This is a genomic window from Nonomuraea glycinis (assembly GCF_035920485.1).
GTDB lineage: Bacteria > Actinomycetota > Actinomycetes > Streptosporangiales > Streptosporangiaceae > Nonomuraea > Nonomuraea glycinis.
On sequence record NZ_CP109166.1, the window covers coordinates 452,769 to 472,819 of the forward strand.

The 20,051-nt window shown below is 71.4% G+C and carries 16 protein-coding genes; 3 read left to right on the forward strand and 13 right to left on the reverse strand.

The features are described from left to right. Nucleotides 1–69 precede the first annotated feature (69 nt). Nucleotides 70–954, reverse strand: coding sequence for a LysR family transcriptional regulator (locus OHA68_RS02010; protein ID WP_327106089.1), 885 nt, complete (start codon nucleotides 952–954; stop codon nucleotides 70–72). Between the two features lie 134 nt (nucleotides 955–1,088). Between OHA68_RS02010 and OHA68_RS02015 the strand changes: the two genes are divergently transcribed. Together OHA68_RS02015 and OHA68_RS02020 are read left to right on the forward strand one after the other, a co-directional pair. Beyond that, nucleotides 1,089–2,276, forward strand: coding sequence for a CaiB/BaiF CoA transferase family protein (locus OHA68_RS02015; RefSeq protein WP_327106090.1), 1,188 nt, complete (start codon nucleotides 1,089–1,091; stop codon nucleotides 2,274–2,276). Next, nucleotides 2,276–3,586, forward strand: a complete 1,311-nt coding sequence (locus OHA68_RS02020; protein WP_327106091.1) for an SLC13 family permease — start codon at nucleotides 2,276–2,278, stop codon at nucleotides 3,584–3,586. The genes OHA68_RS02015 and OHA68_RS02020 overlap by 1 nt, the downstream gene beginning before the upstream one ends. Before the next feature lie 18 nt (nucleotides 3,587–3,604). Here OHA68_RS02020 and OHA68_RS02025 read toward each other — a convergent pair whose 3' ends face one another. From OHA68_RS02025 to cysD, 5 genes are all read right to left on the reverse strand, one after another. Beyond that, nucleotides 3,605–4,600 carry a hypothetical protein gene (locus tag OHA68_RS02025; protein ID WP_327106092.1) on the reverse strand — a complete coding sequence of 332 codons (996 nt, stop codon included), beginning with the start codon at nucleotides 4,598–4,600 and terminating at the stop codon, nucleotides 3,605–3,607. Nucleotides 4,601–4,661: 61 nt separating this feature from the next. Next, the gene (locus tag OHA68_RS02030; protein WP_327106093.1) at nucleotides 4,662–6,050 is read right to left on the reverse strand and encodes a tannase/feruloyl esterase family alpha/beta hydrolase; all 1,389 of its coding nucleotides are present in this window, start codon (nucleotides 6,048–6,050) and stop codon (nucleotides 4,662–4,664) included. 149 nt (nucleotides 6,051–6,199) lie between these two features. Next, nucleotides 6,200–6,931 carry a TetR/AcrR family transcriptional regulator gene (locus tag OHA68_RS02035; protein WP_327106094.1) on the reverse strand — a complete coding sequence of 244 codons (732 nt, stop codon included), beginning with the start codon at nucleotides 6,929–6,931 and terminating at the stop codon, nucleotides 6,200–6,202. 17 nt (nucleotides 6,932–6,948) lie between these two features. Then, entirely contained in the window at nucleotides 6,949–8,775 is a 1,827-nt protein-coding gene (cysC, locus tag OHA68_RS02040; RefSeq protein ID WP_327109443.1) for an adenylyl-sulfate kinase, read from the reverse strand. Nucleotides 8,776–8,792: 17 nt separating this feature from the next. Then, complete coding sequence (gene cysD / locus OHA68_RS02045) at nucleotides 8,793–9,683, reverse strand: sulfate adenylyltransferase subunit CysD (RefSeq protein WP_327106095.1); 891 nt, start codon at nucleotides 9,681–9,683, stop codon at nucleotides 8,793–8,795. Nucleotides 9,684–9,935: 252 nt separating this feature from the next. Between cysD and OHA68_RS02050 the strand changes: the two genes are divergently transcribed. After that, nucleotides 9,936–10,529 carry a GNAT family N-acetyltransferase gene (locus OHA68_RS02050; protein ID WP_327106096.1) on the forward strand — a complete coding sequence of 198 codons (594 nt, stop codon included), beginning with the start codon at nucleotides 9,936–9,938 and terminating at the stop codon, nucleotides 10,527–10,529. Between the two features lie 2 nt (nucleotides 10,530–10,531). Here the strand turns inward: OHA68_RS02050 and OHA68_RS02055 are convergent, their stop codons facing one another. The 7 genes from OHA68_RS02055 to OHA68_RS02085 are packed head-to-tail and all read right to left on the reverse strand — an operon-like array spanning nucleotide 10,532 to nucleotide 20,037. Beyond that, nucleotides 10,532–11,140: a CGNR zinc finger domain-containing protein gene (locus OHA68_RS02055; protein WP_189136887.1), complete on the reverse strand. Its 609-nt coding sequence runs from the start codon at nucleotides 11,138–11,140 to the stop codon at nucleotides 10,532–10,534. 44 nt (nucleotides 11,141–11,184) lie between these two features. Beyond that, nucleotides 11,185–12,603, reverse strand: a complete 1,419-nt coding sequence (locus OHA68_RS02060) for an MFS transporter (RefSeq protein ID WP_327106097.1) — start codon at nucleotides 12,601–12,603, stop codon at nucleotides 11,185–11,187. Further along, nucleotides 12,600–13,841 (reverse strand): aspartate kinase, encoded by a 1,242-nt coding sequence (locus OHA68_RS02065; protein WP_327106098.1) that lies wholly within the window; start codon nucleotides 13,839–13,841, stop codon nucleotides 12,600–12,602. The genes OHA68_RS02060 and OHA68_RS02065 overlap by 4 nt, the downstream gene beginning before the upstream one ends. A 4-nt stretch (nucleotides 13,842–13,845) precedes the next feature. Beyond that, nucleotides 13,846–14,805: an acyl-CoA dehydrogenase family protein gene (locus OHA68_RS02070; RefSeq protein ID WP_327106099.1), complete on the reverse strand. Its 960-nt coding sequence runs from the start codon at nucleotides 14,803–14,805 to the stop codon at nucleotides 13,846–13,848. Beyond that, entirely contained in the window at nucleotides 14,802–15,938 is a 1,137-nt protein-coding gene (locus OHA68_RS02075) for an acyl-CoA dehydrogenase family protein (protein ID WP_327106100.1), read from the reverse strand. The genes OHA68_RS02070 and OHA68_RS02075 overlap by 4 nt, the downstream gene beginning before the upstream one ends. Continuing rightward, complete coding sequence (locus tag OHA68_RS02080; RefSeq protein WP_327106101.1) at nucleotides 15,935–16,744, reverse strand: thioesterase domain-containing protein; 810 nt, start codon at nucleotides 16,742–16,744, stop codon at nucleotides 15,935–15,937. Before OHA68_RS02080 ends, OHA68_RS02075 begins: the two co-directional genes overlap by 4 nt. Next, nucleotides 16,744–20,037, reverse strand: a complete 3,294-nt coding sequence (locus OHA68_RS02085; protein ID WP_327106102.1) for a non-ribosomal peptide synthetase — start codon at nucleotides 20,035–20,037, stop codon at nucleotides 16,744–16,746. Before OHA68_RS02085 ends, OHA68_RS02080 begins: the two co-directional genes overlap by 1 nt. Nucleotides 20,038–20,051: the final 14 nt, after the last annotated feature.

The following is a 20,051-nucleotide window of genomic DNA, read 5'->3' on the forward strand; positions in this document are numbered from 1 at the left end:
GTTCTGTCACGGTGGCCGCTCCTGTACCGATGGTCACCCGCGTTCCGTGTCGAGGAACGCCGGCGCGGCTCACCGTGCTTCCAGTTCGTCGGCCCTGGCCCGGATGAGTCTGCGGACGATGAGGGCGGACTGCGACGGCAGGCTGTCCTGCCGCTGGGTCAGGCACAGGTGGACGGGGTCCGTGTCGCGGAGAGGGAGCCAGACCAGGTCGGCGATGTCGGCCGAGGTGTCGAACCGGGCGAGAATGCCCAGCCCGGCCCCCTGACCGACCATCACCTTGACGGTGCGTGCGGACATGGCCTGGACGACGATGCCGGGACTGGGCAGGTGCCGGTGCAGGACCTCCCACATCACGGTGCCCGCCCGCATGGTGACGATGGGCCAGGTCTCCAGGTCGCGCCACTCGACCTGGTCACGACCGGCGAGCGGATGGTCGGTGCGCGCGTAGACCCCGACGGGCGCCGAGAGGAGCGGCAGACGGTGCAGCCCCGTCGCGGCCGGGCCCATCGGCATGGTGATCACCCCGAAGTCCAGCTCGCCGTCGAGGACGGCACCCTCGATGTCGGCCGAGGCCCCCTCGCGGACGGTGAACCGCAGCCCGGGATGGTGTGCCCGGAGCCGGCCCACGACCGGCGCGATGATCGTCTCCGCGGACACCGAGACCGCGCCGATCTGGACCCGGCCGTGGTAGACGCCGCCGGCCTGCATGGCCGATTCGCGTACCGCCTCCTCGGCCGCGACCAGCTGACCCAGCGGCGCGAGGAGCGCCTGGCCGGCCGGTGTCAGCCGCACGCCGTGCCGGCTGCGGGTGAGCAGGACGACGTTGAGCTCCTCCTCCAGCAACCCGATCTGCTGGCCGACGGTGGGCTGGCTGACGCCGCACCGGACGGCCGCCGCACGCAGCGATCCGGTCTCGACGGCGGCCAGGAAATAGCGTGCTCGCTCCACCCGCATCGGCCCACCATAGAAGGAGAACCTTTCACCCGTGAAGTCGAATCCTGCCTTCCCAGCGCTCCGACGGCGGAGCGATAGTGACGTGAGCCTCGTACCGGCCCGATACGAGGTCCACGATGTGAAAGGAATTCCTGGTGTCCGACGGCCCGATGAGCGGAGTGCGCGTCCTGGACGTGTCGACGATCCTGGCCGGCCCACTGGCGTCCGCACTGCTCGGCGAGTTCGGCGCCGAGGTGATCAAGATCGAGCATCCCGCCGAGGGCGATCCGGCGCGGCTGTACCCGCCGCTGGAGGACGGCGTGTCGGCCGCCTGGACGATGCTCGGCCGCACGAAGCGGAGCGTCACGATCGACCTGCACCACCCCGAGGCGGCCCATCTGGTCGGCAGGCTGGCCGCGGCCTCGGACATCGTGGTGACCAACTTCCGCCCGGCCACCCTGCGCCGGTTCCGCATCGACTTCGACGACCTGCGGGCGTACCGGCCGGACCTGGTGATGGTCCACGTGAGCGCGTTCGGCCGTACCGGTCCCTACGCCGAGCGACCGGGCTTCGCCCGGGTGGCGGAGGCCTTCGCGGGTCTGACCTACCGCACGGGTGACCCGGATCGGCCGCCGGTCTTCTCCGGCTACCCCGTCGCCGACGGCGTCACCGGCATCTACGCCGCGTTCGCGGCTCTGCTCGCGCTGCGCCAGCGCGATCTCACCGGTGCGGCCCAACTGGCCGACATCCCCTTGTACGAGCCGTTGCTGCGGATGATGGAGGACTTCGTCGTCGAGTACGGCGCGACCGGTGCGAGCCGGGAGCGTCAGGGCAACGAGAATCCGCACATCAGCCCCAACAATCTCTACCGCACCCGCGACGGCCGCTGGCTGGCCCTGCCCGCCTCGACCGAGCAGATGTGGCGGCGGCTGGTCGGCGTCATGGACGCTCCGGACCTGGCCGTCCACGACTCCATGACCGCCCGGCTGGAGCACCGCGAGGAGATCGAGGCGCGCGTCGCCGCCTTCGTCGCGGCTCACGACTTGGAGCCGCTGATGGCCTCGCTGATCGGGGCCGGGGTGGCGGCGGGCCCGGTGAACTCGGCGGCGGACGTCTGCGCCGACCCGCACATCCGCGCCCGCGGGTCGGTGGTGGAGGTGCCGGGCGAAGGCTCGGGGCGGCCGCGTCTCATGCAGGCCCCGGCCGGCCGATTCTCCGGCTTCGACGCCACGATCGGCCACGGCGCACCGGCTCTCGGTGAGCACACCACCGACATACTGCGGGATCTCGCCGGGCTGACCGAGCCGGAGATCGATGACCTGCGTGACCGAGGAGTGGTCTGATGACCATGGCAGTCTTATCCATCATCGTGCTGGTCGCCCTCTTCGTGGCGACCCTGAAGCCCGGGTTCGACCTCGGGCTGGCCGCCCTGTCCGCGGCGTTCCTCCTCGGGCTCGCCGCCGGGGTGCCGGCGAACGAGGTGACGGGGTTCTTCCCGGCCGATTTCTTCGTGCTCATCGTCGGGGTGACGGCCCTGTTCGCCGCCGCCCAGCTCAACGGGACCCTCGACTGGCTGCTCGACCTGTTGCTCCGCCTGGTCGGCGGCCGGCTGTTGCTGGTCGCGCTGGTCCCCTTCGTCGTCGGCGCGGTGCTGACCGCGGTCGGCACCCTGCCCGCGGCCGCCACCGCGATCGTCGCCCCCATCGCCTTGGGCCTCGCCGCGCGGTACGGGATCTCGCCGCTGCTGGCCGCCGTCCTCGGCGTCACCGGCATCATCAGCGGACTGCTCTCACCGCTCGCCGTCTACGGCGTCACCGCCCGCGAGCTGAGCACCAAACTCGGCATCGACCTGCCCGGCACGGCCCCGGTGACCTTCCTGCTGGGCGGGCTGCTCACCGGGCTGGCCGTATGCGTGGCCTGCCTGCTCGTCGGATCGCGGACCGGCGCCCTGCCACGTGGCCGCGCCACCGCCCCGGCCCGGCTCACCGGCCTGACCGGCGCCTCACCGGACCCACAGGACGCGACGACCGGCCCGTCCGACGACACCGCCGTCCCGGCCGCGCCGGGAAGCCGCAAGGCCCGCGCCCTCACGGTGTTCTCCCTGCTCGCCGTCGTCGCCCTCTCGGTCGGCTTCGACATGAACGTGGGCTACCTCGGCCTGACCGCGGCGATGATCCTGCAACTGGTGCTCGGCCTGAAGCCTGGCGCGATCGTCTCGATGATCCCGTGGGGCGTCGTCCTGCTGATCGGCGGTCTGCTGACGTACGTAGGGCTGATGCAGCATCTGGGCGCGTTCAAGCAGATCAGCGACCTGCTGCAGGTCGAGGGATCGACGGCGCTCAGCCTGCTGGTGCTGTGCTACATCGCCGGTGTCACGTCGTTCGCCGCCAGCTCCATCGCGGTGTTCGTGACCGCCATGCCGCTGCTGCCCCCGCTGGTGGCCGGCGGCCTCTCCCCGGTCGGCGGCGTGCTCGCCCTCGCCCTGGCCTCGGTGCTGGTCGACATCAACCCCCTCGGCATCACCGGCGGACTGATCCTCGGCGCCGCCGAACCGTCGGCCCGGCCCCGCCTGTTCCGCCAGCTTCTCACGTACGGTGTCATCTCGATCTTCGTCGCACCCCTCCTCGCCTGGCTCGCCTTCGCCTGGTGGTAGGCACGAACGCCGACGATTTCAGGAAAGCCCCAGCTCCCGGCGCACCTGGGCGTAGCCGCGCGCCGGCATGACGGACAGGGCCGCCCACGGCAGGTTCTCCGGCATGCGCCTGCCCAAGCCCGCCAGCAGGCTCTGCGCGCGGGTGAGGTAACCGCCGAAGTAGAACGCCGCGCCGAACAGGTGCATGGCGTCCAGGGCACGCGGATGCGGCCGGCTGCCGTCGAGCCACTTGTCAGCCGCCTCGACCAGCGAGTCCGCCACCGCGGAGTCGCCGAAGTAGGCCGCCAGGACCTCCTGAGCGGGTCGCTCGGTCTCGTCCATCCCGCTCCACACGATCTCGAAGTGCGCCAGCGGCACCATGGCGGTTACCGGGTCGCCCGCGGGCGCGGTCGCCGTCACGCCCCGGACGAAGGTGAGCAGCTCTTCGTCGGAGCCGTACCATTTCTCGCACAGTGCCTGGGCGCGGCTGTAATGCCCGACGTACAGGCGGGGATCGCGAGCGATCAGCTCGGTCCAGATACGGTCGAGCTCCTTTCTGCCGCTCTGCATGCCGATCCCGTGCCACTGCAGGTGGTCCCACGGCACGGGATCGTCCGGCAGCGCCTCCGCCGCCTGCTGCAGCGGGTCGGCCGCGCTCGACAGCACCTCCCAGAACCGAGCGAAGCGGTCCCCGCCCACATACTTGGCCCGGAAGGCACCGCGAATCGCCCACGCCTGCTGAATCCGGGCGGCACCGAGCCAGAGCAGCCCGTCCGCGTCGTCGCCGGCCAGCCGGCCCAACGCCTCCGCGTGCGCGGCGCCGGCGGTCGCCAGTTGTTCGACACGAAGCCCCCGCAGCTCGTTGTCGCCGCGCGCCTGCCTGATCAGCTCCAGCCCGGGCTCCAGCCGCCCGGCCTTCACCTGCGGCAGGACCTGCTCCAGCGGCGGGTCGTCCCACGCCCTGCCCACCCGCATCCGCGCGGTCTTGTCGAGCGCGTCAAGGACCGCCCGGATCACCCTCACCGTCAACGACATTCATGATCAATACCGCACCCGGCTCTGGAGCCGCAACGGCATAACGGTACGGGCGCTCCGGTCAGCTGAGGGCGCAGGTGTTGGCCACGTCGCCGGAGGTCTGGCGGGGGATGGTGGCGCTGGGCGGGGGCTGGTGGCCGCCGCCCGGGGCCGTCCAGCGTTCGAGGGTCTCGAAGGCCGTCCGCATGCAGGGCAGCAGGGGCCGCATCCGGTCCGGGAACAGGTCGTATTCGAGGTCGAGGTGGGAGGCGCCGTCGATCCTGTAGTAGCGGTGCCGCCAGGCCATCCCCTGCGACCGCACCAGGGAGGCGTACGCGTCGCCGTGGACCTTGATCGGGAGCAGGGTGTCCAGCGTTCCCTGGACGGTGATCAGCGGCTTGCCGATGCGGCCGTTCATCGAGGCCCGCCGCACCGCCTGGTGCACACTTCTCGGGCGCGCGTAGTAGTCGTAGTCGGTGTCGCAGTTGGGCGTACCGCTCTGGCAGTACGGGATCCCCGCCTCCAGGTCACCGTCGAAGCCCGGGTCGATCTCCTCGCGGTATCTGCGCTGCGTGCCGTCCCAGAGGATGCGGTAGTTGAAGTCCCACAGGAACTCCGAGCCCGGGGCGAAGCCGGCCCGCAGCATCGCGGCGTGCGCCTCCGGGTCGCCGGTCGCCGCGTACTTGGGGTAGTTGCGCAGCGCCACCGGCAGGTAGACCAGCGCGTTCGAGCCGTTGTCGGGCGGCCAGAGGGTGCCTTCCGAGTCGACGCCGCCGTCGTACAGCTCGGGGTGGTTCTCCAGCGCCCAGCGCACCAGCTGGCCGCCGTTGGAGATGCCCATCGCGTACGTCCTGCGGGCGGATCTGCCGTAGTGGCGGGCGACGGTCGCCTTGGCGGCCACGGTGACCTGGGTCATCCGGTGGTACCACTCGACGATGGCGTCGCCGGGCCGCCTGCCGTCCCGGTAGAACTCCAGGTCGACGTTGCCCTTGTCGGTCGAGGCGTAGGCGTAGCCCTTGGCCAGCACCCAGTCGGAGATCGTGAAGTCGTTGGCGTACTGGCGGCGGTTCCCCGGCGCCCCCGCGACCACCAGCCCGCCGTTCCACCTCTTCGGCAGCCGGATCACGAACTGGGAGTCGTGGTTCCAGCCGTGGGTGGGGTTGGCCGTGGAGGTGTCCGGGAAGTAGCCGTCGATCTGGACGCCCGGCACCCCGCCCGGGTTGCGGGTGGCCGCCGAGTGCAGGCCCGCCCAGTCGGCGGCGTCGGTGTGTCCCGAGGCGACCGTGCCGGCGGTGGTCAGGTCGTCCAGGCAGGCGGCGACCTGGTGCTGCGCTCCCGGGACGTTGGCCCTGCCCGTGCGGGTGCAGGGGGTGTCCGCCTGCGCGGGCGAGGCCACCGGCAGCAGGGGGAGCGTCAGGAGGGACGCGAGCAGGGCGGCGAAGACAGCGGATCTGCGACGGAGGAGGGGCATGTGCGACTCCCATGCGAGGGGGAACGGAACTCGTCGGTAGGCCTGTGGCGGACGGTGTTTCGATCTCGATTCCCCGAAGTTACTAAGCGCATAGTCAGCTTGTGACGGCCGCTTGTCAACCGGTGATTCCGGCGGCGGGGCGCCCCGGGCTAGTCGCGGGGCCCGGTGACCAACCGCAGCGCGAGGTCGGCGTAGAAGTCGCCCAGTTGCTCCGGCGAGTCGGCGCCGTCGAGCCGGTACCAGCGGACCAGGTCGATGCTCAGCGACAGCATCGCGCGAGTGATGCGCTCGACGTCGACCTGCGCGAACGTCCCGTCGGCGACGCCGCGCGCGACCGCGCCCCGGAAGTAGGCGTTGGTCCGGCGGCGCACCTCCACGATCTCGGCGTAGTGCTCGGCCGTGAGACCGTTCAGCTCCATCTGGCAGACGCGGGCGGTCACGTGGTGGCGGGCGTGCCACACGGTGTAGGCCGCGACGATGGCGCGCAGCCGATCCGCCGAGCTCCCCGAGCCCACGATCGACGGGTCCTGGACGTGCGCCAGGACCCGCTCGTGGCCGACCCGGATGATCTCGTACAGGACGAGTTCCTTCGAGGGGAAGTGGACGTAGAGGGCGGCGGGGCTGAGCCCGACGCCCTCGGCGATGTCGCGGGTGGTCGTGGCGTGGAATCCGTTCGCGGCGAAGCAGCGGACCGCAGAGGACAGCAGACGGCGCTGCACCTCCCCCAGCTCCGGTCGCCACAGCTCGGGAGAGTGGTCCCGCAGCCGGGGATCGTCCGCCAAGTCCTGTGCGGTGAATCGGGCCTGCCGTCTGGCCATCCGCGCCCCACGCCCCTTCGACTCCGGGCGCATGCCCGCCACGGGCATTCTACGGATGACCATGAAGCCTTGTGGATCACTCACTCAGTGAGGAAGGCGCACAGGGCGTCCGTCACGTCGTCGAGCGAGCCGGCGCCGTCGACCACCAGGTCAGGGTGCTCCGGCGACTCGTAGACCTGACCGAGGCCGGTCATGTTCGGCAGCGTGCCGGCCTTGGCCTTGGCGTACAGGCCCTTCGGGTCCCGGCGCGCGCACACCTCGGCCGGTGTGTTCACCCAGACCTCGGCGAAGTCGCCCGGCTGGAACAGGCTCTTGGCCACCGCCCGGTCCGTCCGGAACGGCGAGACCAGCGCGACGACCACGATCAGCCCGGCGTCCAGCAGGATGCGGGTCAGCTCGGCGACCCGGCGCACGTTCTCCGCGCGGTCCCCGGGGGTGAACCCGAGGTCCTTGTTCAGCCCGCTTCGGACGTTGTCGCCGTCGAGCACGTAGGTGTGCAGCCCCATGGCGTGCAGCCGCCGCTCCAGCGCGTCGGCGATCGTCGACTTGCCGGCGCCCGGCAGGCCGGTCAGCCACAGCACTCTGGCCCGCTGCCCCTTCAGCCGTTGCCTGGCGTCGCGGTCGACGGTGTAGGCGTGCGGGACGACATTGCGACCGCGCCGCAGCGCGTGCCGGACCATGCCGGCCGCCACGGTCTCCTTGCTGACCCGGTCCACGAGCAGGAAGCTGCCCGTGTCCCGGCAGGCCCGGTAGCTGTCCAGGGGGAGCGGGGTGTCGGTGGTCAGCTCGACCGTGCCGAGGTCGTTGAGGTCGAGGGTGCGCGCGGCGAACTGCTCGCCGGACACCACGTCCAGCCGGCCGCGCACGCTCGTGACCACGGCCGGCACCGTCCGCGACCCGGCCCGCAGCAGGTAGGAGCGGCCGTGCCGCAGTGGCTCCTCGGCCGTCCAGACCAGCGTGGCGGAGTACGCCGACGCCGGTGACAGCCCGTTGTCCAGGGCGCCCGGCGTGGTCAGCAGGTCCCCGCGACGGACGTCGACGTCGTCGGCCAGCGTCACCGTCACGGGGGTGCCGGGCGCGGCCCGGTCGAGGTCGACGCCGCCGGGGCCGAGCAGCCGGTCGATCCGCGACGCGACGCCGCTGCCGGCGACCGCGACGGCGTCGCCCGGTCGAACCGGGCCGCCGACCACCGTACCGGCGAAACCGCGCAGGTCATCCGCGCGGATGACGTACTGGACGGGCAGCCGGTAGTCACCGGGGCCGTCCGGCCGCTGCGGCTCGGGCGGCTCCCACGCGGCCAGCGCGCCGAGCAGGGTCGGCCCGTCGTACCAGGGCAGGTTCGGCGAGGGGGCGACGACGTTGTCCCCGCCGAGCGCGCTGGCCGGGATGACGCCGGCCGTCATGTCGAAGCCGGCCGCCGCCGACAGCACCTCGCTCGCGAGCTTGTCGAACACCGCCTGGTCGTAGTCCAGCGCGTCGAGCTTGTTGACCACCGCGATGACGGCCCGCACGCCCATCAGCGCGCAGATCGCCAGATGCCGATGGGTCTGCTCGCGGATGCCCTTCGTGGCGTCGACGAGTAAGACGGCGACGTCCGCGGTGGACGCCGCGACCGCCATGTTGCGGGTGTACTGCTCGTGTCCCGGCGCGTCGGCGATGATCACCCGGCGCCCGGACGGCAGGTCCAGGAAGCGGTGGGCGACGTCGATGGTGATGCCCTGCTCGTGCTCCGCCTCCAGCCCGTCGGTCAGCAGCGAGTAGTCCACCGCGCCGGCCGGGATCGTGGAGCCGCCGCGCCGGGTCCGCCGCGCGTAGTCGAGCTGGTCCTCGGTGGCGCCGCCGGTGCTGGCGAGCAGCCGGCCGATGAGGGTGGACTTGCCGTCGTCGACCGAGCCGCACGCGACCATTCGAAGCACCGCAACCATCAGAAGTACCCCTCAGACTTCTTGCTCTCTATGGATGTGCCGCCCTCACCGTCGATGAGCCGGCCGGCGCGTTCGGACCTGCGGTCGAGCCGCATCTCGTCGATGACCTCGTCGAGGTTCTCGGCCTTCGACTCGACGGCCGCGGTCAGCGGGTAGCAGCCGAGCGTGCGGAACCGTACCTGACGGGGCTGCGGTCGCTCGCCGGGCTCCAGCGGGAAGCGCTCGTCGTCCACCATGATCAACGAGCCGTTCCGCTCGACGACCGGGCGTGGTGCGGCGAAGTACAGCGGCACCACGGGGATGTCCTCCCGCCTGATGTAGCGCCAGACGTCCAGCTCCGTCCAGTTCGACAGGGGGAACACCCGCATCGACTGACCGTCGGCCAGCTCGGTGTTCGCCCACCACCAGAACTCCGGACGCTGTGAGCGCGGCTCCCAGCGATGGCCGGGCTCGCGCAGCGAGAAGATCCTTTCCTTGGCCCGCGACCGCTCCTCGTCGCGCCGCGCGCCGCCGATCGCCGCGTCGAACCCGTTGTCGTCGAGCGCCTGGCGCAGCACGACGGTCTTCATGAGCCGCGTGTACTCGTGCGCGCCGTGGGTGAACGGCGTCGCCCGCTCCGGATTGGTGCGCACCTGGAGGTCGAGCCCCAGCCGCCTGGCCGTGTCATCCCGGAAGGCGATCATCTCGCGGAACTTCCAGCCGGTGTCGACGTGCAGCACGGGGAACGGCATCCGGCCGGGCGCGAACGCCTTGGTCGCCAGGTGCAGCAGCACCGAGGAGTCCTTGCCGATCGAGTAGAGCAGCACCGGCCGGCGAAAGGCCCCGGCGACCTCGCGCAGTATGTGGATCGCCTCGGCTTCGAGCACATCCAGGACGTCTTCTTCGGCCACGTCTCGGCCCTCCGTCGTCGCTTACCAGACCAACCTGATGGACGATCTTCTGGTCTTCGTGATCCCGCCACTGGCCGCCGGCGGATCAGACCCTGATCCCCGCGACCCTGCCCGCCTATAGTAACCTATAAAAGAGTTATATCGGTTACTAGTTGGCGTCCGGCACTCGGCCGCGTGGCGGAGGGAGCAACTCACCTGCCCGAGACACGCGGCCGGGAACAGCCTTTTCGACGCCAGATCGGCGGTGCGGTGATGAGCGGCCATGACTCCCTGACGGTGAAAGAGCTGTCCAAGACGACCTGGAGCGACTTCGAGACGGTGCTCGGGGCCAACGGAGGCGCCCGCGGGTGCTGGTGCATGCACTGGCGGCTGTCCATCGCGGAGTGGATGGAGGGAAAGGGCGAGGGGAACAAGAAGGCGATGAAACGCCTCTCCCAGCGCGAGCCGGTGCCCGGCGTCGTCGTCTACCAGGAGGACGCGCCGGTGGCCTGGTGCTCGCTCGGGCCGCGCTCCTCGTTCCCGAGGCTGGAGCGCTCGCCGCTGCTCGCCGAAATCGACGACGAGCCGGTCTGTGCGATCGCGTGCGTCCTCGTCGAGAAGAAGCATCGCGGCTCGGGGCTGCTGCCGGCCATTCTCGAAGCCGTCTGCGACTACGCGGCCGACGCCGGTTACCCGGCCGCCGAGGGCTACCCGATCGAGCCTCGCGACGGGAAACGCGCCGGCTCGGACACGGCGATGACGGGCATAGCCAGCGCCTTCCTCGACGCGGGATTCACCGAGGTGGCGCGCCCGCGCAGCGACCGGCCGATCATGCGGCGCAAGCTCCGCGGCCGCGCCGCCGGGTGACGTCAGTCAGCGGCGCGTCCGCCATGACGGTGCCGGCGCGCCTTCTCGCGGTTGCCGCAGGTGCTCATGCTGCACCAGCGGCGACGCCCGCCCCGCGAGGAATCCAGGAACAGCCAGCCGCATCTCCCGCACGCCCTGATCCGGTCGGCCGGCAGCGCGAACAGTGCCTGAACGGCCAGCAAGGACAAGGTCGCGGGAATCGCTCCCGGCGCCGTCCAGTCCACGGTGAAGCGGTCCAGCGCGGCACTGATCCGCTGAACCTGCTCGGCTCGTACGCCCATCCCGGCCTGCTGCAGGAGTGCGCCGAAGGGTTCGGCCGGCACCGGCTCCCCGCCCGCGACCGCGCTGAACACGGCCCACGCCTGCTCGCGCACGGCCTGGACCTCTGACACGAGGGCACGCGCGGCCGCCTCCGTCAGCGGCGGCGGCTCCTCGAACAGGCCCGCGGACGCGCACCAGGTCAGGACGTCCGAGGGCGTTCTCAGCAGCTCGCCGTCCTCGGCGGGATGCAGCCGATCGAAGACGGTGTTCGTGAGGTCCAGGACCGGGTGACCGCCGATGAAATGGCCGTCTTGCCAGGGCGGCCGGACCTCGGAAGTAAGAGTAACCATTGAGCCGAGCATATATGGTTACTCGACCGGTCGCCAGGGCAGGTCTAGGTGATCTCTCCGCTGAAGCGCCTCCGGAAGAGGACGGTCGCGACGATCGCCGCGGCCGCGAACCCGACCGCGCACCACAGCGACCAGCGCCAGCCCACGACGTCGGCCCCGGAGGCCGCGGTGAAGTGAGCCGCCACCGAGGCCAGCACGCCCACGCCCACGGCCAGCCCCAGCTGCTGGGAGACGTTGATCAGCGCGCCGGCCGTGGCCCGCCGCCCCTCGTCGGCGCCGTTCGTGCCGGCGATGCTCGTCGTGATCAGCGCGAGGATGTGGCCGAAGGCGTTCACGGAGGTGCCGATCAGGATGAGGGCGAGTCCGTAGTCCTCCGGCAGGCCCACCATGACGAGAATGCCGAACGTCTCGATGACGATCCCGGACAGGAGCACCCGGTAGAGCCCGAAGCGCTCGATGAGTTTCCCCGCGTAAATCCCGGTGACGATCGCGATCGCGCCGGAGACGGCGAACGTCAGGCCGGTCGCGAGCGCGCCCAGACCGAGATGCGTCTGCAGGTAGAGGGTGAGGATGAACAGCATTCCACCGTACGAGCAGATCAGCAGGACGCTGACCAGGTTGGCGGCGCCGATGGCGGCGGTGCGGAAGATGGAGATCGGCACGAGGGTGTTGTCCTTGCGGGACTCCACCCAGATGAACAGGGCGATGGCAGGCACCGCGATCCCGGCGGCGAGCAGGATCGGCGCGGACGACCAGCCGTACCTCTCCCCCTCGGTGAGGGCGAACACCAGCGCGACCATGCCCGTGGTCGCCAGGGCGACGCCGGTGATGTCGAGGTGACGGGAGGCGTGCGTGTCCCGGCTCTCGTCGAGATACGTTCTGGCGAGAAGACCGGCGACCAGGACGATCGGCACGTTGATCAGGAAGATGGACCGCCAACCGGCGAACTCCGTGAGCACACCCCCGAGCACCATGCCGGAGACGAACCCCGCCGACAGCGCCGACCCGTAGACGCCGAGCGCGCGTTCGCGTTGCGCGCCTTCCGGGATGGCCGCCTGGAGCAGCCCCAGACCCGCCGGCGCGATGAACGCGGCGGCGACCCCCTGCAGGGCACGGCCCGCGAGGAGAACCCCCGGCGACCAGGCGAGGCCCGCGAGGACGGAAGCGAAGGCGAAGCCGGCGAGACTCCAGATGAACACCCGCTTCCTGCCGTACAGATCGGCGACCCTGCCCCCGAACAGGAGAAAGCCGCAGAAGGCGAGGGGGTAGGTGGACAGGACCCAGGCGACGCCGCCGGAGGTGAAGGCCAAGCCCTCGCGAATGCTCGGGGCGGCCACGTTGATGATCGAATAGTCCAGAGCGACCAGGAACTGGGTGCCGCAGATGACGGCGAGCTGCCAGAACCGCCGGGACCGGAATCCGCTCTCGGCCTCTCCGGTCGTGCGCACGGATGTTTCCTTCATCGTCCCTTCCTTTCGCTTCTGCCGGCCATCAGCTCGGAGATCTTGGACAGCGGGCGGCCGAGAAACGTGCGGTGAAGGTGCGCCACGGCCGTGAGCACGTCATGCTCGGCGCACGTGATGGAGACGCGTCGTCCGTGAACGGTCAGGTCCCGCACCCCGATGCCGTGGGCTCTGAGCGTGTGCAGCACCTGGAGAAGGCGGCCACCGAACCCGCGGCCCACCAGCGACACCTTCGCCACCGGCCCGGACCAGCGGCGCCTGGTGAAGGCGCCGGCCGCGTGCAGGTCCGTGAGCACCTCGTCGACCTGGTCCCGGTCGCCGGCCTGCACGATGAACCGCAGCGAGCCGGGCACATGGTCGAGCATGTCCACCGACAGCATCGGATCGGTCAGCGCGGCGGCGACCGGGGTCAGGGCGGCGGGGTCGAATCCGTCGAGCCGGCAGCGGAGCTGGCCGGTCTGGTGGGCGATGCCGACGGCGGGGAACCGCTCGCGGTCGAGCAAGGCGGCCTGGTGGAAGCCGGTCACCCAGGTGCCGGCGGTCTCGGTCGTGCTGGATCGGACGTGGATGGGCACGCGATGGCTGCTGGCGTACTCCACGCTGGAATGCGCGAGGACCGTCGCGCCGCTGGCGGCCAGCTCGGCCATGTCCTCATAGCAGAGGTGGTCCAGCTTGCGGGCCTCGGCGACGTGGCGCGGATCGGCGGTGAACACCCCCTCGACGTCGGTGAATATCTCGCAGGCCTCGGCCTGTAACGCCGCGGCCAGGGCGACGGCGGTGGTGTCCGAGCCGCCCCGGCTCAGCGTGGTGAGCTCGCCGCTGTCCGCAGCGACGCCCTGGAAGCCGGTCACCACAGGGACGTGCCCGGTCTGGACGCATGCGCGGATCCGCGCGGGGTCGACGCTGACGATCCGGGCGCTACCGTGCACCCCGTCGGTGACGATGCCGCCGTCGCGGCCGCTGAACGAGCGGGCGGGCACGCCCAGCTCGTGCAGCGCCATGGCGAGCGCCGCCGCGGCGGCCTGCTCACCGGTGCTGAGCAGGAGATCCAGCTCCCGGGCGTGCGGCGCATCGGTGAGGTTACGCGCCAGGTCGAGGATGGCGTCGGTCGTGCCGCCCATCGCGGAGACCACGGCGACCACGGACCCATCCGCAGCGGCGATGCGCTGTGCCGCGTGATTGATCTTGTTCGCGTCACCCAGTGATGTTCCGCCGTACTTCTGTATCACCAGGCTCATCGGCTTACTCCTGCGCCACGTAGGTCTCGCGGCGCAGCTGGGACGGCGTGCCGAGCCGCACCGATTCGACCGCCGCCCGCCGGTAGTACAGCTGGGCGTCGTTGTCGGCCAGCATGCCCGCGGCGCCGTGGATCTGCATGGTCCGCGTCGTGACGGTACGGGCCAGATCCGACGCCGCCGCGAGGCCGGCCGCCGCGTGCTCGGCCGCGTCGCGGTCGTGCACCAGCATGCGGGTCGCGTCGATGTGCATCGACAGCTCGCTGAGCCGGAACGCCAGGCCCTGGAACTTGCCGATGGGCTGGCCGAACTGGCGGCGCGTCTTGGCGTAGGCGACGGCGTGATCGAGTGCCGCCTGGGCCAGGCCCACCAGGTACGCCGCCTGGCGCACCCGCGCGCGGGCCAGCGCCGCCGCCCACGCGGTGGCGGAGCCGGCCCACGCGGCCACGGTCGCGTCCGCGAACTCGACCTCGTACGCCTCGCCCCGGCTCGTCTCCTCGTAGCGCCGCAGGGTGATGGACGGCTGCCCGGCACGTACGAGCGCGAGGCGCGGTCCGGCGGAGTCGACGCCGCCCACGACGAAGTGGTCCACCTCCGCCGCGAACCCGACGAAGGTCCGCCGCGCGGAGATCGTCTCGTTCGTCACCGACCAGGGCTCGGCCGCGACGGCCAGCGCCACCGGCGCCTGGCCGAGGTCGACGTCCCACGCCAGCTCCCGCGCGGTGAGCGTGTCGAGCAGCGGCCCCTGGTACAGCGCCGACCCGAGCAGCTCGGCCAGCCGCACGGGGTCGGCGGTGTCGAGCGCGCCGAGCCCGGCGAGTCCCTGCCATACCATCGCGCGCATCTCGCGGCTGTCCTCGTCGCTGCCCCCGCCTTCCCCGCGCGGCCGATCGGCCATCCGCCGGACCAGCGGCGCCAGATCCTCGTCGAAGAAGCCGGCGATCGCCTCGGTACCCACTGTGGTCATGACGGCAGCCCCAATTTCGATGTGGCGACGAAGAAGAGCATGATCTCCGAAGAGCCCTGGGCGAGCGTGAGCCCCGGAGCCTCCCGGAGCGCGGCGTCGAAGACGCCTTCGGCGATCGCCTCGGGATCGCGTGCGTCCAGCAGTGCTTGCGGCCCGAGCAGCTCGACCGCCGCCACCGACACCTCTTTGGCCGTCTCCGACGTGTACCACTTGGCGGTCGCCGAGTGCACCTCGTCGGGCCGGCCGTCGCGCAGGTTGGCCACGCACCGCCAGGCCAGCAGCCGCGCCGCGCGTACCCGCGTCTCCAGCTCCACCAGCCGCTGCTCGCACCCGGGCGGCGCGTGCTCGCGCAGCGCGGCCAGGGTGCGCTCCGCCTTGGCGGAGTGGTCGAGGCCGGTGCGCTCCAGCGGCAGCACCTTGCCGAGCACCTGCCAGCCGTCGTCGACCTCGCCGAGCACGTCCTCGGGCCCGACCCGGATCCCGTCGAGCGTCACCAGGTCGAAGCGCTCCTCGGACAGGTTCCACACCGGCTCGATGACCACGCCCATGCTCTGCAGGGGCACCAGGAACAGCGTGATCCCGAAGAAGTTCACCGGGCCGGTCGACGTGCGGGCCGCGCACAGCGCGAACTCGCTGTGCTGCGCCTTCATGTTGTAGATCTTCCGGCCGGACAGCCGCCAGCCGTCGCCGTCCGGCTCGGCGCGCGTGGTCAGCGACGCCAGGTCGGAGCCGACACCCGGCTCGCTGAACAGCACGTTGGCCGTGATCTCGCCGTGCGCGAGGCCCGGCAGGTACCGCTCCCGCTGCTCCTGCGTGCCGAACAGGTGGATGGCCATCCCGACGATGTCGATGCCGAGCGAGTGCACGTTCTCGGGGACGCCGTGGCGGATCATCTCCTCGGTGACGATCGCCTTCTCCACGATCGTGGCGTCCGCTCCGCCGTACCGCTCGGGCCAGTTGATCGCGAGCCAGCCGAGCTTGCCCAGGCGCCGGTGCACGTCGAGCAGACCGCTCTCCTGCCCGTACGGCATCCGCCTGGACCGCGCGATCTCCGCGCGTACGTCGTCCTCGCACAGCAGCTTGCAGAGCTCTTCCCGGAAGCCGTCCTGCTCCGGCGTGAATTCCGGCATCATCGGGCACTCACCTCCCTCAGTCCGTCGCGCATCGTCCGCGCCAGCGCCTCGATGTGCGGCGGCTGGAGCATGGTGTAGTGGTCGCCCCGCACCACCTGGATCTCGTCGGCGTAGGCCCGCCATCGGTCGAGCTTCTCCGGCCCCGACTCCTCGGCGCACAGCAGCACCACCCGGCCGGCCACCCGCGAGGGACGGAACGTCAGGAGCGCGCGCACGTTCGCGGCGAACACCGGGAACCGCTCGGCCACCTCGGCGGCGCCCGGTTCGGCGCCCATGTCCGCGACGTCGGCGGCGAACCACGCGCGCAGCTCGTCCTCGCCAGGATGGGACGGCGCGTCCGGGACGGCGGTGTCGAGCACGAACGTCAGCGCGACGTCGCCGTCCTGGCGCGCCATGTCGAGCGCCACCGCCCCGCCGACCGACCAGCCGCCCACATGCAGCGGCCCGTCGGGCTGAACCTCACGGACCGCGGCCAGATAGGCGGCGGCGAGGTCAGGCAGCCGCCGGCCCTCGACCGGGTCGCCGTTCAGGCCCGGATCCTCCAGCGCGTAGACGGGCCGGTCGTCGCCCAGCAGCGCGGCCAGCGGCACGTAGGGCGCCACCGATCCGCCCGCCGCGTGCACGAGGAACAGCGGCGGCTTCGTGCCCGCGGGCCGGAGCGGCACCAGCGGGGACATCGTCTGCTGAGACACCGTCTGCCGAGCGGGGCGCGGCTGGGCGAGGGCCTCCTCCCGTCTGCGCCGTAACCGCAGTCGCAGCAGCGCGCGTCGTTTCCCCTCCAGGGTGGAGGGCTGTGCGCCGGCCATCAGCTCGTCTCCTTCAGCAGCCGGTCGAGTTCCTCCTCGGACAGATCGGCGACCTGATCCTCCAGCTGCGCCACCTCGTCCTCGCCCAGCAGGGCCCGCTGCGCGTCGTCGATCTGGGCGGCGAACTGGCTGAGCAGCGGGTAGCTGAACAGCCGCCGCGGGTCGAGCGTCACCTGGAAGGCGTCGCGCACCCGCGAGATCATCTGGGTCACCTGCAGCGAGTTGCCGCCGAGGACGAAGAAGTTGTCCTGCGCGCCGATGCTGCCGGCGTCGAGGCTCAGCAGGCCCTGCCAGATCTCGGCCAGCCGGCGCTGCGTCTCGCTGGTCAGCTCGACCTGTCCCCCGCCGCCGTCGGGGCGCGGGTCGGGCAGCCGGGCGTGGTCCACCTTTCCGGTGGAGGTCAGCGGGAGCTGCTCCAGCTGGACGTAGTCGGTGGGCACCATGTGCAGGGGCAGCCGCCCCGCCAGGTGCTCGCGCAGCTCCTCGGGCTCGAACTCACCGACCACGTACGCGGCCAGCCAGGCCGAGGGCGTGCCCGCGTCGCGCACGGTCACGACGCACTGCCGTACGCCGGTGAAACTCTCGATGGCGTGCTCGATCTCGCCGAGCTCCACGCGCAGGCCGCGCAGCTTCACCTGACGGTCGACCCGGCCGAGGAATTCCAGTTCGCCGTCGGCGTTCCAGCGCACCAGATCGCCGGTGGCGTACATGCGCTCGCCCGCGGTGGCGGCGAACGGGTCGGGCAGGAACTTCTCGGCGGTCTGGTCGGGCCGGCCGAGGTAGCCGATGGCCAGACCGGCGCCCGCCATGTACAGCTCGCCGGGCACGCCGGGCGGCACCGGCCGCAGTGCCTTGTCCAGGACGTAGGCCCGCTGGTTGGCCATGGCGCGGCCGATCGGCGGCGGCCCGTCCAGCGGCTCCGGCGGGCACAGGTAGTCCACGCAGGTGACCGTGACCTCCGTCGGCCCGTATCCGTTGTGGAACTCGCGCCCCGGCTTGCGCCACCGGTTGACCAGATCGGGACCGAAGGGCTCCATGCCGATGAAGCACACCCGCAGGTCGTCCAGGACGGACGGATCGAGCAGCCCCAGCACCGCGGGCGGGATGTCCACCATCGTCACCCGCTCGCGGGCCAGCAGCCGCTGCAGCGCTTCCGGGTCGAGCAGCTCGGCGCGCGGCGCGCCCACGATGGTCCCGCCGGCGGTCAGCGTGGAGAACACGTCCGAGACGCTCACGTCGAAGGCCGGGTTGGAGAACTGCAGGATCCGGTCATCCGGCGTCACCGAGAACATCCGCTGGAAGGTGGTGCAGAAGTTCACCACGGCCCGGTGCGGGACCATGACGCCCTTGGGGGTGCCGGTCGAGCCGGAGGTGTAGATGACGTACGCCGTGTCCTCCCGCGTCACGCGCACCGAGGGCGGCGTGACCGGCCGGTCGTCGAGCGTGTCGGTGTCCAGCAGGATGCGCCCCACGTCGGCGGGCACCCGGTCGGCGAGATCCGACGTCGTCACCACCGCGGCCACGTCGGCGTCGGCGAGCTGGTAGGCCAGCCGCTCCGGCGGATACTGCGGGTCGAGCGGCAGCCAGGCGCCACCCGCCTTGAGCACGCCGAGCTCGGCGGCCGGCAGGTCGAAGCCGCGCTCCAGCAGCACCCCGACCACGCGCCCCGGCGCCACCTTGAACTCCTCGACGAGCGCGTGCGCCAGCCGGCTGGACCGCTCGTCCAGTTGCGCGTAGGTCAGGTCCCGTTCCGCGAAGCGCATCGCGACCGCGTCGGGCGCCTCGGCCACGCGCGCCGCGAACAGCTCGTGCAGCAGGCGCTCGTCGGGCTCGCCGGGCGCGGGGTTCCAATCGGTGAGGACCCGCAGGTATTCGCTGTTGGACATGATGTCCAGCGCGTCCATCCGGGCGTCCGGCCGGGACAGCGCGTCGGCCATGACCGTGGAGAAGTGCTCCACCAGCCGTTCGACCCGCTCGTGGTCGAACAGCTCGGAGGAGTATTCGATCCACACGCCCAGGCCGCCGTCCGGCAGGTCGTTGATCTGGAACGTGAGGTCGAACCGGGTCGTGCCCGGTTGCGGGGTGAGCATCTCGACCTCGACGCCGGGCAGCCGCCAGCGGGCGATCATCGGCTCGGGCAGCAGCGTGAACAGGTGCGCGACCAGCGGGTTCCGGCCTGGCAGCCGCTCCGGCTTGAGCTCCTCCACCATGCGGCCGAACGGCACGTCCTGGCGGGCCATCCCTTCGAGGATGGCGTTGTTGGTGGTGTGGACCAGGTCGCGGAACACGGGATTGCCCGAGAGGTCGCCGCGGACCGCCACCGTGTTGGCGAAGAACCCCATCATGGGCTCGGTCTCCGAGCGGGTCCGGCCGGACAGGACCGACCCGAGCCCGATGTCGTGCTGGCCGGTGTAGCGGTTCAGCACGATCTGGTACCCGGCCATCGTCAGGGCGAGCAGGGAGACGTTCTCGGCCTGGGCCAGCTCGCGGATCCCCCGGGCGAGCTCGTCGGGCAGGCGGGTCTCGTAGATGCGGCCGGCCCCGGTGGGCGCCGACGGGCGCTGCCGGTCGGTGCGCCACTCCAGGGGTTCCATCCCGTCCAGCGCGGCGCGCCAGTAGTCCATCTGCTTGGCCGGCTCCTCACTGAGCAGCCAGAGCCGCTGCCACGCCGCGAAGTCGGCGGGCTGCAGGGGCAGCGGGGGGAACTCCGCGCCGCTCGGATCGGTGTAGCGGGCCGTCAGCTCCTCGGCGAACTGGCGCGAGGACCATCCGTCGATGACGATGTGATGCCAGACGATGGACAGCACGTGCTCCTCAGGGCCCAGCCGCAGCAGCGCGAACCGGTACGGCGGGCTGTTGCGCAGGTCGAACTCCTCGCGCACCTGCCCGTCGATCCAGTCCTGAACGGACTCCTCGGTCCCGTCGGTCACCGGCAGGTCGAAGGTCTCGGGCGGCGGATCGACCGTCTGGAAGGGCACGCCGTGCTCGTCGCCGAACCGGGTGCGCAGGCTCTCGTGCCGCGCGACTATCCCGCGCAGCGCCTCGGCGAGGGCGGCCACGTCGAGCTGTCCGCGCAGGCGCATCGCGAACGGCACATTGTAGACGGGTGCGCCCGCGACCATCTGGTGCAGGAACCACAGGAACCGCTGCTGCTCGGCGATGGCCATCTTGCCGGTGCGCGGGACGGCTACGATCCGCTCCCGCTCGGCCTTCTCCGCCACCCGCTGGCGGACCTTCATCTCCAGCAGGGCGCGCCGGATATCGGCGACGTTACGTTCGTCGGGTGTAGCCATGATCTCCCTCTCTT

Excerpts from the sequence above, each read along its gene's own strand:
- OHA68_RS02010 (WP_327106089.1), bottom strand. The coding sequence starts at position 954 with ATGCGGGTGGAGCGAGCACGCTATTTCCTGGCCGCCGTCGAGACCGGA.
- OHA68_RS02020 (WP_327106091.1), top strand. The coding sequence starts at position 2,276 with ATGACCATGGCAGTCTTATCCATCATCGTGCTGGTCGCCCTCTTCGTG.
- OHA68_RS02025 (WP_327106092.1), bottom strand. The coding sequence starts at position 4,600 with ATGTCGTTGACGGTGAGGGTGATCCGGGCGGTCCTTGACGCGCTCGAC.
- OHA68_RS02030 (WP_327106093.1), bottom strand. The coding sequence starts at position 6,050 with ATGCCCCTCCTCCGTCGCAGATCCGCTGTCTTCGCCGCCCTGCTCGCG.
- OHA68_RS02035 (WP_327106094.1), bottom strand. The coding sequence starts at position 6,931 with ATGGTCATCCGTAGAATGCCCGTGGCGGGCATGCGCCCGGAGTCGAAG.
- cysC (WP_327109443.1), bottom strand. The coding sequence starts at position 8,775 with ATGGTCGCGTGCGGCTCGGTCGACGACGGCAAGTCCACCCTCATCGGC.
- OHA68_RS02050 (WP_327106096.1), top strand. The coding sequence starts at position 9,936 with ATGAGCGGCCATGACTCCCTGACGGTGAAAGAGCTGTCCAAGACGACC.
- OHA68_RS02055 (WP_189136887.1), bottom strand. The coding sequence starts at position 11,140 with ATGGTTACTCTTACTTCCGAGGTCCGGCCGCCCTGGCAAGACGGCCAT.
- OHA68_RS02060 (WP_327106097.1), bottom strand. The coding sequence starts at position 12,603 with ATGAAGGAAACATCCGTGCGCACGACCGGAGAGGCCGAGAGCGGATTC.
- OHA68_RS02065 (WP_327106098.1), bottom strand. The coding sequence starts at position 13,841 with ATGAGCCTGGTGATACAGAAGTACGGCGGAACATCACTGGGTGACGCG.
- OHA68_RS02070 (WP_327106099.1), bottom strand. The coding sequence starts at position 14,805 with ATGACCACAGTGGGTACCGAGGCGATCGCCGGCTTCTTCGACGAGGAT.
- OHA68_RS02075 (WP_327106100.1), bottom strand. The coding sequence starts at position 15,938 with ATGATGCCGGAATTCACGCCGGAGCAGGACGGCTTCCGGGAAGAGCTC.
- OHA68_RS02080 (WP_327106101.1), bottom strand. The coding sequence starts at position 16,744 with ATGGCCGGCGCACAGCCCTCCACCCTGGAGGGGAAACGACGCGCGCTG.
- OHA68_RS02085 (WP_327106102.1), bottom strand. The coding sequence starts at position 20,037 with ATGGCTACACCCGACGAACGTAACGTCGCCGATATCCGGCGCGCCCTG.